The sequence below is a fragment of the Nocardia bovistercoris genome, assembly GCF_015674855.1.
Taxonomy (GTDB): domain Bacteria; phylum Actinomycetota; class Actinomycetes; order Mycobacteriales; family Mycobacteriaceae; genus Nocardia; species Nocardia bovistercoris.
On record NZ_JADMLG010000009.1, the window covers coordinates 269,092 to 285,193 of the forward strand.

Here is a 16,102-nt window from a genome sequence, read left to right on the forward strand (position 1 = left end):
GTGCGGGCCGGTTGGCGCCGGTCGTCACAGCGAAGAGTCAGGGGCGTTCGGCGAGAATACTGGTCACGTCCTCCATCGCGCAGACCCAGTCGAGAGTGGGAGTCGAGCGGAGTTCGACGAGTTCGAGCATCCGCATGAGGTCGTCTTCGAGGTTCCTCGTGAAGATCGGCTCATGATGAGCGAGGCGGTTGCGCAGGGTGCGGATCGCTTCGAGGTCGTCGTAAATCCGGTGACGAAGTTGCGCCGCGGTCATCCCTTTGGCGTTCGGGAACAGGGTCAGGATGTATCGGTTCCAGAGCCGATGGTCATGGCGGGCCGTGAACATGCTTTGCCAGAACTTGAACTTGAGCTCCGCGATAACTTTGTCGGTCGTGGTATGCCGCTTTCGGGTTTCGATCAGATCGCGCTGGGGATCATAGGCACGACTCTTCGGTGGATTGAGTGCTCGCTCGAAACCTGTGCTCCACGGCCATCGAGGGCCGTAAGTGGCGGCGATGGCCTCCGAGGCGGCATTGCGGACTGTGATCTCGGCGAAGTGCGACGGCAACATGAACGCCGCCGCGATCCGAGCGTTCCACCCGTATAGCTCCATAGCGTGTGCTTTGTCGCCCCCGACGGCGGTGATGTAGGTGGTCGAGCGCGGGGCGCTCAGGACGTCGCAAATCGCTGACTCGTTGAGGGGCTTGGCACTCGGCACCCAGGAAATGTACACTCGCTATCACGAGTCGTGGGACTTCGTTGGCTTCGGCCTCCCCCCGCGGACATAAGAAGAGAGACAGGGCCTTCACACACTGTGTGAAGGCCCTGTCGTTTGTCCGCATCCGGGAAGGGGGTCAGGGCTGCCACCAGGGGCGCAAGGGGAGGCCCGATTCGCCTTTCGGGCCGAGTTTCACTCCGAGGACCTGGTGGAGTTGGACCACGTTGCGTTGGAAGCCGAGGCGGGAACCCGCCATGTAGAGGCCCCAGACCTTCGCGGTGCCCTCACCCGCTTCGGCGACGCAGGCGTCCCAGTTGGCTACCAGGTTCTTGCACCATTCGTGCAGGGTGAGGGCGTAGTGTTCGCGGAGGTTTTCCTCGTGGACGACCTCGAGGCCGATGTTCTGGATTTCGCTGATGATGCGGCCGGAGCCGATCAGTTCGCCGTCGGGGAAGACGTAGCGGTCGATGAAGTCGCCCGCTTTGGTGGTGCGCAGGTTGTCGTGGCGGGTGATGCAGTGGTTGAGGAATACGCCGCCGTCGCGCAGTTTGCTCTTGATGAAGTCGAAGTAGAACGGGTAGTTGTGGACGCCGATGTGTTCGGTGAGCCCGATCGAGGACACCGCGTCGAAACCGGATTCCGCGATATCGCGGTAATCGGAATGTCTGACCTCGGCCAGTTCCGACAGACCCTCCGCGGCGATCCGCTTCTGCGCCCATTCGGCTTGTTCGGCCGACAGTGTGGCGCCGATGACCTTCACGCCGCGTTTGGCCGCGTAGCGGACCATTCCGCCCCAGCCGCAGCCGATATCGAGCAGTCGGTCGCCTTCCCGCAGGCGCAACTTGTCGAAGACGAGGCGGTATTTGTTCTCCTGCGCTTGCTCCAGCGTCCAGTTCTCGTCCTCGTAGACCGCGCAGGTGTAGGTCATCGACGGGCCGAGGACGTGTTCGTAGAAGGTGTTGGAGACGTCGTAATGGTGGTGGATGGCCTCGGCGTCGCGCGCCTTGGAGTGGCGTAGGCCCTCCAGCGCGATACGGCGCCAGCGCGGCAAGGTCTCCTGCGGCGGTGGGGCCACCGGGCGCAGCCGCTCCCAACCCAGCGAGCGAGCGATCGTGACCAGCGCCAGCGCCGAGGGGCGACGGAACTTCAGGCTGTCGATGGCCCTGAGGAGTTCGTAGGGGTCGCCGGGGTGCACACCGGTTGCGGTCATGTCGCCGGAGATGTAGGCCCGCGCCATGCCGAGATCGCCGGGGGCGGTGGCCAGGTAGTTGATGCCGCGCGGAGTCTTGATGTCCAGCGCGAATTCCGAATCCTCGGGGCCGGTGGCGCTGCCGTCGTAGGCGGTGAGCCGGATGGGCATGTCACCGTCGATCAGCGTCTCGAAGATTTCGGCAATGCTGAGTTTGGTTCCGAGATCCGCGAAGACATCGGAACGGTCCCTGAATGTCGTCACTTGCGTTGCACCGCCTTCGAATACAAATCCAGCAAGCGCTGGTCCGGGTCGTAGCGTTTCTTCAGTTCGGTGTAGGCGCTGCCACCGTACAGCGCCGCGAATTCATCTTTGCCGTAGAACGCGTCGGAGTACAGCGACTTATGACCGTCGAAATCGGTCACGGTCTTTTCGATCGCGCGATTGGCCGCGCCTTCGGGCTGCCCCGCGACCGTCGGCACCGCGGACCAGAACCCGACATTGACGTAGGTCCGGTTCGGTTCCAGCGGATACAGCGGCCACGCGCGCCCGCCGTCGGTGCTCGCACCGGTGTCGCGCAGCCGCAGCGGGCACAGCCAGAGCGGTTCGATGGGGATTTCGCGCAGGAACCATTCCACGAAATCGGCGGTGCGCTCCACGGGCACCTCGATGTCCTGCACCACGCGCTCGCGCGGCGGATTGCCCTTGCGGGCCTCCAGCCTGTCGCTGATGTCGAATTTGTGGTCGAGCGCGATCAGTTTCCAGTAGAAGCTGCTGCGCCGGTAACGCTTCGGCCAGAAGCGGCGGATGCGCGGGTTCTGGGTGCCGAACGCGCGCGAACACCAGAACCAGTCGGTGTCCCAGCGCCACAGGTAGTCGTGGATGGTCAGCCGGTCCCGCTTGGGTATCGCGGCGTCGTGCTGCAGGGACCGGTAGTAGATGTCCATACCGGTGTAATCGCTGACCGGGCCGGGTTCGTCGGTTTTGCGGCCGAGCGTCAGATAGCTTTCGTCGGCGCTGAACACGACGCCGTCCAGATAGTCGACCTGTTCGCCGTCGTAGAACTTCTCGACGACGATCCGGTCCAGCGCCGTCTCGAGTTCGCGCAGATCGTGGAAGCGCACGTGCCGCAGCGCCACATAGGGGAGTACGGATTCCAGTTCGATTTTCAGCCGGACCGTGTAGCCGAGCGTGCCGTAGGAATTGGGAAAGCCGCGGAACAGATCCGAGTACGCGCCGTCGGGACTCGCGGTGATGAGTTCTCCCGCGCCCGTGAGCACGTCCATTTCCAGGACGGCCTCGTGCGGCAGACCGGTGCGGAAGGAACTCGACTCGATGCCGAGTCCGGTGACCGCGCCGCCGAGGGTGATCGTCTTGAGCTGCGGGACCACGGTCGGCGCGAGCCCGTATGGCAATGTCGCGGCAACCAGGTCCTCGTAAGTGGTCATGCCCGCGACATCGGCCGTCTTCGCCTCCGCGTCCACCTGCACGACCTTCGTCAATCCTGAGACGTCGAGGCCGGGAGCTGTGCTCTTGGCCCGCGCTCGGAACAGGTTGGAGGTCTTCTTGGCCAGCCGGACATTGGCATCGGCGGGTATGGCGCGGTAACTCGCCAGCAAGCGATCGACACCCGCTCGATGCGCGGCAAACCCTGATTCGTGCGCGGCCGGATCGTGACCGGCCTTCCCCAACAGACTCACTGCCACCCCTCGACGCTAGTACGCACCACGGCCGGCAGCCACCGCGAGGCGACGGCCGGAGGAGAAATGTCACGCATATGTTGCAACGGGAATATCGACCGTCGGTGAAACCAGCGGCAAACTCCGTGATCGAGGCGAGCGTACTACCGGGTACCGACAACTCACGCGCACGGTCGCCACTCGCGCTCGGCGACGTGTCGGCGGTGCGCAACGCCTAAGGTGAATCCGAAGGCCGAGCCAAATCCGGACAAGGAGTTCACGTGGGACAGGTCAGCGCCAGCAGTTCGATCGCCGTAACGGCGGATCCGAAGCGCGCTCTCGAGGCCATCGCGGATTACGACACGGTGCGTCCGCGCATCCTCACCTCGCACTACCGCGACTACAAGGTGGTCGATGGCGGCAAAGGTGCGGGCACCGTCGCCGAATGGACCTTGCAGGCCACCGAGAGCCGGTCGCGCGACATCCACGCCGAGGTCACGGTCGCCGATTCCATCGTGACCGAGCGGGACGCCAACTCGAGCCTGGTCAACACCTGGACCGTCACCCCCGACGGCACGGGTTCGCAGGTCACGCTGCGCACCACCTGGACCGGCGCGGGCGGTGTGAAGGGCATCTTCGAGGGCATCTTCGCCCCGCTCGGGCTGAAGAAGATCCAGGCCGAGGTGCTCGGCAACCTGAAGACCGAGCTGGGATAGTCCGCGAGCGGAACACACCGGCGGGGCCGCCCCCCGGGTACTGGGGGGGCGGCCCGGGGGCCGGGGGCGGCGCCGCGCGGTAGGTTTTCGCCCGCGCGCGCACCACCCCGGCGCCCCGCCCCTATTTACGGGCCGGGCCCGCCGTGCGTCCGCGTCTCGGCGCGCGAGATATCAGCCGCTGCAGCCGATATCGAACAGATTGCCCTCCGGATCGGCGAGCGTCGCCCACTTCGCGCCGAATTCGTCGAAGTCGGCGAGGTGTTTCGCGCCGAGGCCGATCGCACGCTCGACGTGCTCGCGCCACTGTTCGGAGTGCAGATCGAGATGGATCACATTCTTGCCGGGCGTCTTGTCGGGCACCGCGATGAACATCAGCGCCGGTCGAGCGCTCGCGCCGAGGCCGACCGTGGCGAAATGCTCGCTCGCGTCCTGGTCGACCGGCAGTTCGAGCAGCGCGGACCAGAAGCCCGCGAGCGCCGCCGCGTTCTCGCAGTCGAAGGTGACATGACCGAGGGAAAGAGACATGGTTCTCCTGTCATTGGTGTGCGATGGGCCAGCAGACTTCGGTGATGTAGTCGGCCGGGTTGTCGGTGTCGTCGGGGGAGGTCAGGTAGATCTCGCGTACGGGTTCGAGCAGCGAGACGTCGTGTTCGGCGACGTGGGTGCCCAGCGCGCCGTAGGTGCGGTCGAAATCCTCGAAGGGGCCGAGGTGCATGGCCACCGCGAACCGGCGCGCGGGCAGTTCGACCCGGGCGAGACCGTCGCGCGCGAGATCGGGGATCTCGGTGTCCTCGGGCAGCGGCACATAGGCAAGCACCTCGCCGAGGTCGTGTTCGAAGAAGTCGAGTGAGTAGGTCGCGCCGCCGGGACCGGCCGGTTCGATGCCCGCCGCGGCCAGCGCCCCGTACAGCTGCCCGAACGTGGATTCGCACCAGGCGCCCGTGTCGGCACGGTCGATGACGGCGCGCAGGCCGAGCGCGGGAAAGGCGGCGGAGGTGCGGTATTCGACGGTGACCGGCGCGGCCGGGGTGAGCAGTGCGCGCAGTGAGGTGACCACCTCGCGGGTGCGTTGGAGTTGCTCCTCCATGCGTTCCAGGTGCGCGCGCAGGGTCGCGTCGCGCGCGCCGAGGTCCGGCGCGTCGAGGACCGCCTTGATCTCCGGCAGCGGCATGTCGAGTCGGCGCAGCCTGCGGATGAGGTGCGCGTCGGCGACCTGATCGGTGGAGTACCTGCGGTAGCCGGACCCGACGTCGATCTCGACCGGAACGAGCAGGGCTATCTCGTGGTAATGCCGCAGCGTCTTCACGGTGAGATAGGTCAGCCTGCTGAATTCGCCGATCGATACCGTCGCTGTCATGGGTTCAGCGAACACCCTCCGGTGAGGGGAGAGTCAACAGGTCACGGTGACGCGCGGGAGTGTTCCGGCCTTCCACTAGGCTTGGCGGCGACACCTTCCGCAGAGAGGAATGCCGTGCAGCCCGGTGGTCAGTTCGACATGCAGCAGTTACTCGCCCAAGCTCAGCAGATGCAGCAGGCCATGGTCGAGGCCCAGGCCGAACTCGCGGCCGCCGAGGTCGAGGGCCAGGCGGGCGGCGGGCTGGTGAAGGTCACCATCAAGGCGGGCGGCGAGGTCGTCGCGCTCACCATCGACCCCAAGGTCGTCGATCCCGACGATGTCGAAGGGCTACAGGATCTGGTGATCGGCGCGGTCAACGCGGCGCTGGCCAACGCGCAGGATCTCGCGGCCGAACGCCTCGGTCCGCTCGCGGGCGGACTCGGCGGCGGTGCGCTGCCCGGTCTGCCGGAATTCTGAGGGTCGCGGGTTGTACGAGGGGCCGGTCCAGGATCTGATCGACGAACTGGGCAAACTCCCCGGCGTCGGGCCGAAGAGCGCGCAGCGCATCGCCTTCCACCTGCTCCAGGTGGAACCGCCCGAGATCGACCGGCTCCAGGCCGCGTTGCAGAAGGTGCGCGACGGCGTGCGGTTCTGCGCCGCCTGCGGCACCGTCTCCGACAACGAACTGTGCCGGATCTGCGCCGACCCGCGCCGCGACCGCACCATGATCTGCGTGGTCGAGGAACCGAAAGACGTGCAGGCCATCGAACGCACCCGCGAATTCCGCGGTCGCTACCACGTGCTCGGCGGCGCGCTCGACCCGCTCAGCGGTGTCGGGCCCGACCAGTTGCGGATCAGGGAACTGTTGGCCCGCATCGGCAATCAGAGCGACGGCGTCGACGTGTCGGAGGTGATCATCGCCACCGACCCGAACACCGAGGGCGAGGCCACCGCGACCTATCTCGTGCGGATGCTGCGCGATTTCCCCGGTCTCAGCGTGACTCGGCTCGCTTCCGGTCTGCCGATGGGCGGCGACCTCGAATTCGCCGACGAATTGACCCTCGGTCGAGCGCTGTCCGGACGTCGCGCGCTGTAGCGCGGGCAGTTCGGGGGTCTGCGCTCTCAGGGGCCGACCTGCGGCTTCGACTCAGCCGAGGTCGAGCGGACGCGGGTGGGTTGGTCAGCTGTGGCCGAGCATCGGTCAGAAGTCGACCCTGCTCCAGCCGGGATCGGGCAGTTCATTGCCTTCGGCCCAGGTCCAGAAGAGTTCCGCGACCCGCTTCGGATCCTCGACGGTCGCGCCGAAATGCCGTTCGGGTGCGCCGTCGCGATATTCGACGGTGTAGGAGCCGGAGGGGTCGCGATAGGTCTGGATGTAGACCTGTTCGCCGCGTTCCGCGATCAGATACGGATTCGGCCCCGACAGCTCCGGAACCCACAGGTGCGCCAACGATTCGGTGAGGTAGGGAAACTCTCCCGCGCCACCGTGCGTCACGTGGACTTCCGCGCGCCCCGCCGGATCGATCAACCAGGTGAGCTGCGGGTCGTACACCGCGTAGCCGCGCGGTGTGGCGATCTCGAACAGCAGCGCGCGCACGAACCCGATCGCGTCGTAGGGACCGCTGACATACAGCGCGTTCCCGGTCGCCGCCCCGCCGACCCGCTCGGCGCCGAGAAAGGTATCCGCCTCGGGCAACTCCGCGTCCCGCGCATTGATCACCGCCGCCATCTCCGCCACCACCGCGACCTCGCCCACCCCGTTCTGCGCCGCGAGGTACTCGTCCACCTCCTCCGGCGTAACGGCTACCCCCGACGGCACCAACACGTGGTCGTAATTCACCCCGCCCACCCTACGACCCCACCCCACTCACCCCCGGCTGCCCTACCATCGACTCCGACAACCAGCGAAGGACGGTCATCGTTCGATCGGACCGTCGACATCGCGTCGACTGAGGTCAGGCCGTTTCGGCTCGGTGGTCGGGGTGGGCGCAGGGGCAGCCGCCTGCCAGGTCGGTGCAGTCGACTACGAAGGTGTGGCGGGCGTGGGTGGGGTCGGTGCAGTCGGGGTCGGTGCATTCGGTGGCGTTGTGAGGGTGGACGATCAGGGTGCCGTGGCAGTGGTCGATCGCGGCGCGGCAGGATCGGCACTCCGGTGTCGGCATGGGACCTCCCGATGTGAACTCTGGGTGACTCCGGTCTTATCACCGTGGTCCGACAGGTGAGGTGATGGCCGGAGGTGTGTCGCAATGTTGCCGTAGGGAAAACGCCAGGTTGATGGCTCGGCACCGGGTCGCGGGGTGTGGTGAACTTGCTGCATGGGCATCAAGGTGTCGCTCGAACACCGGACCGCGTATACCTTCGACCGGTTGGTGCAGGTGTATCCGCACGTGGTGCGGTTGCGTCCGGCTCCGCACTCCCGGACCAGGATCGAGGCGTACTCGATGCGGGTGACGCCGGCCGAGCACTGGGTGAACTGGCAGCAGGACGCGTTCGGCAACTTCCTTGCCCGGCTTGTCTTCCCGGAGCCGACGCGGGAGCTCTCGATCACCATCGGGCTGGTGGCCGACCTCGAGGTGGTCAACCCGTTCGACTTCTTCATCGAGGATTCCGCCGAGTACTTCCCGTTCGCCTACGGCAAGGAACTCACCGACGACCTCGAGCCGTATCTGCGGCCGGTGGACGAGACGGGGCCCGGCACGGGTCCGGGTGAGCTCGTGCGGGAGTGGGTGCGCGCCCACCGCCCGGATGGCGAGCCGCGCACCATCGACTTCCTGGTCGAGGTCAATCGGGTGCTGCGCGAACACGTCGGGTACACGGTGCGGATGGAGCCGGGCGTGCAGTCGCCGGATCACACACTGCGCACCGCCATCGGTTCCTGCCGCGACTCGGCGTGGCTGCTGGTGTCGATCCTGCGGGAATTCGGGCTCGCGGCCCGGTTCGTCTCCGGATACCTGGTGCAACTCGCCCAGGATGTGGCGTCGCTGGACGGCCCGTCCGGTCCCGCCGCCGATTTCACCGACCTGCACGCCTGGACCGAGGTGTACGTGCCCGGAGCCGGGTGGATCGGCATGGACCCGACCTCCGGCCTGTTCGCGGGCGAGGGGCACATCCCGCTCGCCGCCACTCCGCACCCGACCTCGTCGGCGGCGATCACCGGCGCGACCGACAAGACCGAGGCGACCCTCGACTTCTCCAACACGGTCCGACGCATCCACGAGGACCCTCGGGTCACGCTGCCCTACACCGATTCCCAGTGGACCCGCATCACGGCGGCGGGCATCGCGCTCGACACGCGGATGGCGGCCGACGGTATCGGGCTCACCATCGGCGGCGAACCGACGTTCGTGTCGATCGACGACCAGATCAGCCCCGAGTGGACCACCGCCGCCGACGGCACGCACAAACGGGAGCGCGCCGTCGACCTGGCCGATCGCCTGAAACGCATCTACGCCCCGACCGGTATCGCGCAGTATCGCCAGGGCAAGTGGTATCCGGGTGAGCCGTTGCCGCGCTGGGAGATCGCCCTCGCTTGGCGCACCGACGGCGAACCGCTGTGGACCCGCCCCGACCTGCTCCTCGATCCGTGGACTCCGGTGGATCTCGCCCCGAAGCCATCCGCTCCCGAGATGCTTTCGGATACGAACGGCGGGCACGGGCGAAACGGCGCAAGCGCGCGGGACGGCGCGGACACGAATGACGGCGCGGGCGCACCGGATGGCGCGGGCGCACATCGCGGTGCGGGCGAAGGCGCAAGTGAGCGAAATGGAGCGAGCGCTCACAAGGAGACAGGTGCGCAGGACGACGTAGTCGAGCGCACACGTGACGATTCGGGCGGGGATCCATCGGAACTGCCCGCTGACGGCACCGACATCCGGACCGTGCGCGTCGAGGGCAATTCGAATGTCGGCACGCTCCCGCGCCGAGTGGTGCCCGCCGCCGATTCCGCAGCGGCCGAAGCCCTGATCGGCCATCTCGCGGACGGGCTCGGCCTGCCCGAAACCCAGGTCCGCCCGGCCTACGAGGACCCGCTGGCCCGCCTGGCCGCGACCATGCGGATGCCTTCGGGCGACCCGGTCGTCGCCGACGACATCGATCCCGAGCGCGATTCGCTCGAGGCCCGCGCTGAACTGCTGCGCCGACTGGAGGATTCGGTCGCCGACCCGATCGCCTACGTGCTCCCGCTGTATCGCCGGGCCGACGGCGGCGGCTGGGCCAGCGCGGACTGGCGGCTGCGGCGCGGCCGGTCCGAACACCGCCCGACCGGCCGGATCGTTCTGGCGGAGGGCGATTCTCCCGCCGGTCTCAGACTGCCGCTCGACGCCATCTCCTGGGGTGTGCCGCGCCCGCGTCCCGACAGTGATCCGCTGTTCATGGGCCCGCTGCGCCCGGATCGCAAGGAACCGCCCGCCGTGGTCGAGTCCGGGTACTGGGAGCCGACCACCGCCGTGGTCGCCGAGGTGCGCGACAACCGACTGCACGTATTCCTGCCGCCGGTGGACACTCTGGCGGATTTCGTCGACCTGATCGGGCGGGTCGAAGCCGCCGCGGCGGCCTCGGGTCAGCCGGTGGTGCTGGAAGGTTACGGACCGCCCGTCGACGCCCGGCTACAGACGCTGTCGGTGACCCCCGACCCCGGCGTCATCGAGGTCAACGTGCAGCCCACAGCCTCCTTCGCGGAACAGGCCGACCTGCTGTCCACGCTCTACGACCAGGCCAGGCTGGCCCGCCTCGGCACCGAATCCTTCGACGTCGACGGCAGTTCCAGCGGCACCGGCGGCGGCAACCACATCACCCTCGGCGGTGTGAACCCCGCGAGCTCGCCCATCCTGCGCAGGCCGGACCTGCTCGTGTCGATGCTGACCTACTGGCAGCGGCATCCGTCGCTGTCGTACCTGTTCTCCGGCCGGTTCATCGGCCCGACCTCGCAGGCGCCGCGCATCGACGAGGGCAGGGAGGGCGCGCTCTACGAACTCGAGATCGCCTTCGCCGAGATCGCCCGCCTCACCGCCGATTCGCCGGGCGACGAGCCGGTCGCGCCGTGGCAGGTGGATCGCGCGCTGCGGCACCTGCTCACCGACCTGACCGGCAACACCCATCGCGCCGAGTTCTGCATCGACAAGCTGTACAACCCGGATTCGGCGCGCGGTCGACTCGGTCTGCTGGAGTTGCGCGGTTTCGAGATGCCGCCGCATTTCCAGATGGCGATGGTGCAGTCGCTGCTGGTTCGAGGCATCGTGACGATGTTCTGGGCGCGGCCCTATCACGCCAAGCTCATCCGCCACGGCGCCAACCTGCACGGTCGGTATCTGCTGCCGCACTTCATCTCCACCGATATCGCCGAGGTCGCCGCCGACCTGCGCGCGGCCGGTATCGAATTCGACACCGGTTGGCTCGATCCGTTCACCGAGTTCAGGTTCCCCCGCATCGGCACGGTGGTACTCGGCGATGTGGAGATCGAGGTGCGCGGCGCGATCGAACCGTGGCACACCCTCGGCGAGCAGACCGTCGCCTCCGGCACCGCCCGCTACGTCGATTCCTCGGTGGAGCGCATCCAGGTCAGGGTCGTCGGCGCCGATCGCGACCGTTTCGTCGTTACCTGCAATGGCGCGCCGGTCCCGCTGCTGGCTACCGACAAGGCCGATGTGCAAGTGGCCGGTATCCGCTACCGCGCGTGGCAGCCGCCGAACGCGCTGCATCCCACCATCACCGTCGACGCACCGCTGGTCTTCGACCTGATCGACGCCGAGACCGGAATCTCGCGCGGCGGCTGCACCTATCACGTCTCCCACCCCGGCGGCCAGTACTGGGAGGATCCGCCGGTGAACGCGGTGGTCGCGCAATCGCGGCGCAACCGGCGTTTCGAGGCCGCGGGTCACACCACCGCGCCGGTCGATACCGGGTTGTTGCGTGCGAAGATTGCGGCACAGTCGACCGATGTGGGCGCACCGGGCATCCTGGATCTACGCCGGGCTCGTACCGTGTGGGGACTGTCCAGCGACCGGTAGACACGTCCGGCAGGGAAGTGAGGTCGGCATGGTGGCCGATGGCGAGACATCCGGACAGCGGACATGGGCGGACGTCCTCGAATCCGTGCGGGACGACGACGAGGACGGGGGACAGGCACATGGTGCGGCGGTGCGTGCGACGGATGTTCGTGAGCTGAGGGTGCGCGCGGAGATCGCCGAACAGTTCGCCCGCTACCGCGCGGAGAGCGGCGAACACGGCTTCGACGAATGCGGTATGCCGATTCCGGGCCACTACGACGAACTGGTCGGCGCCGACGGCCGGATCCGGCCGATGTGGTCGGAACTGTCCGCCGATTTCGTGCACCTCGGCACCGCGGGGCTCGGGCGTCTGGACACCAGGCTGCGCAGGCTCATCGAGGACGACGGCATCACCTACACCGAGGTAAACGGGTCGGGCGAGAAGGTCATCCCGGTGCCGTGGCGGCTCGACCCGATTCCGCTGCTGGTGTCGGCCGACGACTGGAGCAGGCTGGAAGCCGGTCTGTTGCAGCGCTCGCGGGTGCTGGACGAGGTGCTCACCGACGTCTACGGTTCGCGGCGCACCCTCACCTCCGGGCTGCTTCCGCCGGAAATCGTTTTCGGCAACACCGGTTACGTGCGTGCCGCGCACGGCATCACCATTCCCGGCAGGCACCAACTGTTCCTGCACGCCTGCGATATCAGCCGGTGGGGCGACGGACAGTTCCGCGTTATCGCCGACTGGGCGCAGGCGCCGTCCGGGGCGGGTTACGCGTTGGCCGACCGCAGGGTGGTCTCCACCGCGATCCCGGAATCCTTCGAACATTCCGGCCCGCGTCCGCTGACACCGTTCGCGCGCGCCATGCGGATGATGCTCATCGAAGCCGCGCCGGTCGCCGACGTGGACGACCCGATGGTGGTGGTCCTGAGTCCGGGCGTGCACTCCGAAACCGCCTTCGACCAGGCATATCTGGCCGCCACACTGGGTTTCCCGCTGGTGGAGAGCGCCGATCTGGTGGTCCGCGACGGAGCGCTGTGGATGCGTTCGCTCGGCACCCTGAAACGGGTGGACGTGGTGCTGCGGCGCGTCGACTCGGAATTCTCCGATCCGCTCGACCTTCGCCCCGATTCGCAACTCGGTGTGGTCGGGCTGGTCGAGGTGCTGCGCCGCGGCGCGGTCACGGTGGTCAACACGCTCGGCAGCGGTCTGCTGGAAAGTCCCGCGCTCACCGGATTCCTGCCGAGGATCTCGCGCGCCCTGCTCGGCGAGGAACTGCTGCTGGAGAGTGCACCTTCGTATTGGGGCGGTGACGAAACCGAACTCTCGCACCTGTTGGCGAACCTGTCGCGGCTGGTCATACGGTCGGCCGTGGACGGCTCCACCATTTTCGGGCCGGGGCTCGCCGCCGCCGAACGCGCCGAACTGAAGGCGCGCGTCGAAGCCGCTCCGTGGCAGTGGGTCGGGCAGGAACCCGCGCAGTTCTCGGTCGCGCCCGCCGTGCAGGGCTACGGCGGACTCGCCGCCGCCCCGGTCGGCATGCGATTGTTCGCACTCGCCCGACGCGGCGGCTACACCGCGATGACGGGTGGACTCGGCCAACTTCGACACCGCCTCGCACCCGACCGGTCGGTCATCAAGGTCGCGGCCAAGGACGTGTGGGTGCGCACCGCCCCTTCCGCGGTGACGGCGGTCTCGGCCGAACCGCACACCGAGGAACGGCTGTTCCGCCCCGAACCCGTCGTGGAAGCGATCAGTTCGCCCCGCGTCCTCAACGACCTGTTCTGGATGGGCCGCTACAGCGAACGCGCCGAATCCGTTGCCCGCCTGCTCATCGCCACCCACGACCGCTACCAGGACTACCGCTACCGCCCGTGGCTGGAAGGAGCGGAAGCCGTCCCGGTCCTGATGGCGGCTCTCGCCAGAAGCACCGGAACCATCGCGCCACCCGCCGTGGTCTCGGTCATCCCCCGCCCGACCCCACCCGTACCGCAACAGCCGAATCCGCTGCACGCAAAGGATTCCGGACCGAACGGTGCACCCACCCCCGCCGGTGGGTCCGGCGCGGAGCAGTCACAATCGGGTGCCGGTCAGTCGCAGTCGGTTGGTGGACAGGCGCATTCGACAAGCGGTCCGTCGCATCCGAACGGCGGACAGACACAGTCGACCGAGGGGCAGCCGCGATCGAACGAAACGCGGACGCCGTCCAGCGGTGGCCCCGGTGCGGGCAGCGAGGAACCGTCGCAGTCCGATGCCGCACGTGAAGCAGGGCGGCCCACATCGGGGATGTCCCAGTCGATGCCGGGGATGTCGCAATCTTCGTCCGGACAGTCGATGCCGGGGATGTCCCAGTCCGGTGCGGGCCAATCGATGTCGGAGGCATCGCAAAGCATTGCTGGGCAGTCGGATTCGTATCCGGAGCCGGAGAAGTCGTCGGCATCCGACGCGGAGGGCCGCGAATCCGGCGCCGCGCGGGCCGACCACTCGCGGGTCGCCGAGTCGAGGAAATCGACGGGCATGCCCGACTCGGAAGACCTGGCGGCGCGTTCGGGCCGCACCGGTTCCGGGGCCACGGCCGACTCCGAACTCGCGGCCGAGACCGAGAGCGCGATCGGTTCCGAAGGGACGGCCGGACCTGGCGAATCGGTGCGGCCCGAGGCCGGGTCGTCCACCGATCGGCCGACGAATACCGTTGCCACGCCCGAAGATCCGCTCGCGTCGGTGACCGGGCAGGTGCGGAACAGGGCGAGTGTGGCGGGGGCTTCTCGGGAAGGGTACGAGTATCTGGTGTCGCTGACCATCGACCGGGAACTGCCGGGCTCGCTGGCCTTCGCCATCGACCGGTACGGTTCGGCCGCGCGTGCGGTGCGCGATCAGCTGTCGCAGGACACCTGGATGATCCTGAGCGCGGTGGATCGCGCGCTCGCGGAGTACCGCGACGCCGACACCAACGAGGAGGCGGCGTTGTCGGCGGTGCATTCGCTGACTTTGGCCGCGCTGCTCTCGCTGTCCGGGATCGGATCGGAATCGCTGGTGCGCGACGCCGGTTGGTACGTCATGGACATCGGGAAGCGGATCGAACGCGGTCTCGCGTTGACGGCGCTCATGTCCGGCGCGCTGACCGAGAACTACGGCGGCGAAGCCGAACAGGTGGTGACCGAATCGGTGCTGCGCGCCGCCGAATCCTCGGTGAGTTACCGTCGGCGGCACCGGGATTCGGTGCGGATCTCGTCGGTGGCCAGTCTGCTGCTCTTCGACGCGAGCAATCCGCGCTCACTGGCCTACCAACTCGATCGTCTCGACGCGGCCTTCCAACAACTCCCCGGCGCGTCGGGATCGTCACGGCCGCAACGGTTGCTGGCCGACGCGCAGCGCATGTTGCGCCGCGTCGACCCGGCCGACCTCGAGGCCACCGACGCCGACGGCAAGCGCGCCGAACTCGCCGAACTCCTGGAGGGGGTGCACTTGCGGCTGCGCAAGGTATCCGAATCGTTCGAGACCACGAAACTGGCACTGCCCGCGGGTATCCAGCCGCTGTGGGGCAGCACGAGGATCGTCGGATGACCACGGTCGAACGCGCCACCCGGCGCTACCGGGTGCGGCACAAGACGAAATACTCCTACTCCGACGAGGTCAGCAGTTCCTACGGGCGCGCCTACCTGACGCCGCGAGATTTCCCGGGTCAGCGGCTCATCGGCCATGATCTGCACATCGACCCGGTGCCCTCGGACCGGTCGGTTGGCAGCGATGTGTACGGCAACACCACCTCCTACTTCCACGTCACCGCCGAGCACACCCAACTGGAGGTGACCGGCGACTCGGTGGTCGAAGTCGACGCGCCCGACCCCGAACTGCGGTCGGCGGCGCTGCTGCCGTGGGAGCAGGCGCGGCCGAGTGCCGTCTCGGGTCCGCTCGCCGTCGAGTTCACCCTCGACCTGCGGCCGCCGGAGATCACCCCGGCCGTGGTCGAATACGCGGCGGAGTCGCTGCGGCCGGGGCGTCCGCTGCTCGAGGCCGTCACCGAACTCAACAGCCGCATCCACGACGACTTCACCTACCGCTCGGGATCGACCACCGTGTCGACGCGGGTCGCCGACGTCTTCGCCGCGCGCGAAGGCGTGTGCCAGGACTTCGCGCGTGTCGGCGCGGCCTGCCTGCGTTCGCACGGACTCGCCGCGCGCTACGTGTCCGGATACCTGGCGACCGACCCGCCGCCAGGTAAGGAACGCATGGTCGGCGCCGACGCCACGCACGCCTGGGCCGCGGTATGGGTGCCGGGCGACTCGGCCGGTGACCGCACCGGTCGCTGGATCGGATTCGACCCGACCAACGATCAGTTCGCCGACGAACGCTATGTGACCGCGGCCTGGGGCCGTGACTACGCCGATGTGCCGCCGCTGCGCGGCATCATCTACACCGATGCGAGAGAGAGCATGATCACCGTGTCCGTCGACGTCGCTCCACTGGAGGTGTGAGCCCGCGTGCGTGATTTCGCCTGCCCCA

The 16,102-nt window shown here is 67.8% G+C and carries 13 protein-coding genes; 6 read left to right on the forward strand and 7 right to left on the reverse strand.

Annotated elements, in window-relative coordinates; genetic code table 11:
- Window positions 1-37: 37 nt before the first annotated feature.
- The 3 genes from IT779_RS22770 to IT779_RS22780 form a co-directional block, all read right to left on the reverse strand.
- Complete coding sequence (locus tag IT779_RS22770; RefSeq protein WP_198428800.1) at window positions 38-697, reverse strand: hypothetical protein; 660 nt, start codon at window positions 695-697, stop codon at window positions 38-40.
- A 136-nt stretch (window positions 698-833) separates the two neighbouring features.
- Window positions 834-2,150 carry a class I SAM-dependent methyltransferase gene (locus tag IT779_RS22775; RefSeq protein ID WP_196151399.1) on the reverse strand — a complete coding sequence of 439 codons (1,317 nt, stop codon included), beginning with the start codon at window positions 2,148-2,150 and terminating at the stop codon, window positions 834-836.
- Window positions 2,147-3,586, reverse strand: coding sequence for an FAD-binding protein (locus IT779_RS22780; protein WP_196151483.1), 1,440 nt, complete (start codon window positions 3,584-3,586; stop codon window positions 2,147-2,149). The genes IT779_RS22775 and IT779_RS22780 overlap by 4 nt, the downstream gene beginning before the upstream one ends.
- A 260-nt stretch (window positions 3,587-3,846) precedes the next feature.
- Here IT779_RS22780 and IT779_RS22785 point away from each other — a divergent pair, with 260 nt between their 5' ends.
- Window positions 3,847-4,281: an SRPBCC family protein gene (locus IT779_RS22785; RefSeq protein ID WP_196151400.1), complete on the forward strand. Its 435-nt coding sequence runs from the start codon at window positions 3,847-3,849 to the stop codon at window positions 4,279-4,281.
- A gap of 171 nt (window positions 4,282-4,452) precedes the next feature.
- On the opposite strand, the gene IT779_RS22790 is transcribed toward IT779_RS22785, so the two are convergent.
- Both IT779_RS22790 and IT779_RS22795 read right to left on the reverse strand, forming a co-directional pair.
- Window positions 4,453-4,806: a VOC family protein gene (locus IT779_RS22790; RefSeq protein WP_196151401.1), complete on the reverse strand. Its 354-nt coding sequence runs from the start codon at window positions 4,804-4,806 to the stop codon at window positions 4,453-4,455.
- 10 nt (window positions 4,807-4,816) lie between these two features.
- Window positions 4,817-5,638 (reverse strand): MerR family transcriptional regulator, encoded by an 822-nt coding sequence (locus IT779_RS22795; RefSeq protein WP_196151402.1) that lies wholly within the window; start codon window positions 5,636-5,638, stop codon window positions 4,817-4,819.
- A gap of 114 nt (window positions 5,639-5,752) precedes the next feature.
- Here IT779_RS22795 and IT779_RS22800 point away from each other — a divergent pair, with 114 nt between their 5' ends.
- Complete coding sequence (locus IT779_RS22800) at window positions 5,753-6,094, forward strand: YbaB/EbfC family nucleoid-associated protein (protein ID WP_196151403.1); 342 nt, start codon at window positions 5,753-5,755, stop codon at window positions 6,092-6,094.
- A gap of 10 nt (window positions 6,095-6,104) precedes the next feature.
- Entirely contained in the window at window positions 6,105-6,713 is a 609-nt protein-coding gene (gene recR, locus IT779_RS22805; protein ID WP_196151404.1) for a recombination mediator RecR, read from the forward strand.
- 105 nt (window positions 6,714-6,818) lie between these two features.
- Here recR and IT779_RS22810 read toward each other — a convergent pair whose 3' ends face one another.
- Together IT779_RS22810 and IT779_RS22815 are read right to left on the reverse strand one after the other, a co-directional pair.
- A complete protein-coding gene (locus IT779_RS22810; protein WP_196151405.1) occupies window positions 6,819-7,457 on the reverse strand; it encodes a hypothetical protein in 639 nt (212 codons plus the stop codon).
- Between the two features lie 115 nt (window positions 7,458-7,572).
- On the reverse strand, window positions 7,573-7,779 hold the full coding sequence (locus tag IT779_RS22815; RefSeq protein WP_196151406.1) for a hypothetical protein: 207 nt from the start codon (window positions 7,777-7,779) through the stop codon (window positions 7,573-7,575).
- A 153-nt stretch (window positions 7,780-7,932) separates the two neighbouring features.
- On the opposite strand from IT779_RS22815, the gene IT779_RS22820 reads away from it, so the two are divergent.
- Genes IT779_RS22820 through IT779_RS22830 form a run of 3 tightly spaced genes read left to right on the forward strand, consistent with a single transcriptional unit; the run spans window position 7,933 to window position 16,074 of the window.
- Complete coding sequence (locus IT779_RS22820; RefSeq protein WP_196151407.1) at window positions 7,933-11,622, forward strand: transglutaminase family protein; 3,690 nt, start codon at window positions 7,933-7,935, stop codon at window positions 11,620-11,622.
- 28 nt (window positions 11,623-11,650) lie between these two features.
- Window positions 11,651-15,163: a circularly permuted type 2 ATP-grasp protein gene (locus tag IT779_RS39110; protein WP_408637784.1), complete on the forward strand. Its 3,513-nt coding sequence runs from the start codon at window positions 11,651-11,653 to the stop codon at window positions 15,161-15,163.
- The gene (locus IT779_RS22830; RefSeq protein WP_196151408.1) at window positions 15,160-16,074 is read left to right on the forward strand and encodes a transglutaminase family protein; all 915 of its coding nucleotides are present in this window, start codon (window positions 15,160-15,162) and stop codon (window positions 16,072-16,074) included. The genes IT779_RS39110 and IT779_RS22830 overlap by 4 nt, the downstream gene beginning before the upstream one ends.
- Window positions 16,075-16,102: the final 28 nt, after the last annotated feature.

Bases quoted from the DNA above. Each gene is read 5' to 3' on its own strand.
- IT779_RS22790 (WP_196151401.1), bottom strand. From the start codon at position 4,806: ATGTCTCTTTCCCTCGGTCATGTCACCTTCGACTGCGAGAACGCGGCG.
- IT779_RS39110 (WP_408637784.1), top strand. From the start codon at position 11,651: ATGGTGGCCGATGGCGAGACATCCGGACAGCGGACATGGGCGGACGTC.
- IT779_RS22795 (WP_196151402.1), bottom strand. From the start codon at position 5,638: ATGACAGCGACGGTATCGATCGGCGAATTCAGCAGGCTGACCTATCTC.
- IT779_RS22815 (WP_196151406.1), bottom strand. From the start codon at position 7,779: ATGCCGACACCGGAGTGCCGATCCTGCCGCGCCGCGATCGACCACTGC.
- IT779_RS22820 (WP_196151407.1), top strand. From the start codon at position 7,933: ATGGGCATCAAGGTGTCGCTCGAACACCGGACCGCGTATACCTTCGAC.
- IT779_RS22830 (WP_196151408.1), top strand. From the start codon at position 15,160: ATGACCACGGTCGAACGCGCCACCCGGCGCTACCGGGTGCGGCACAAG.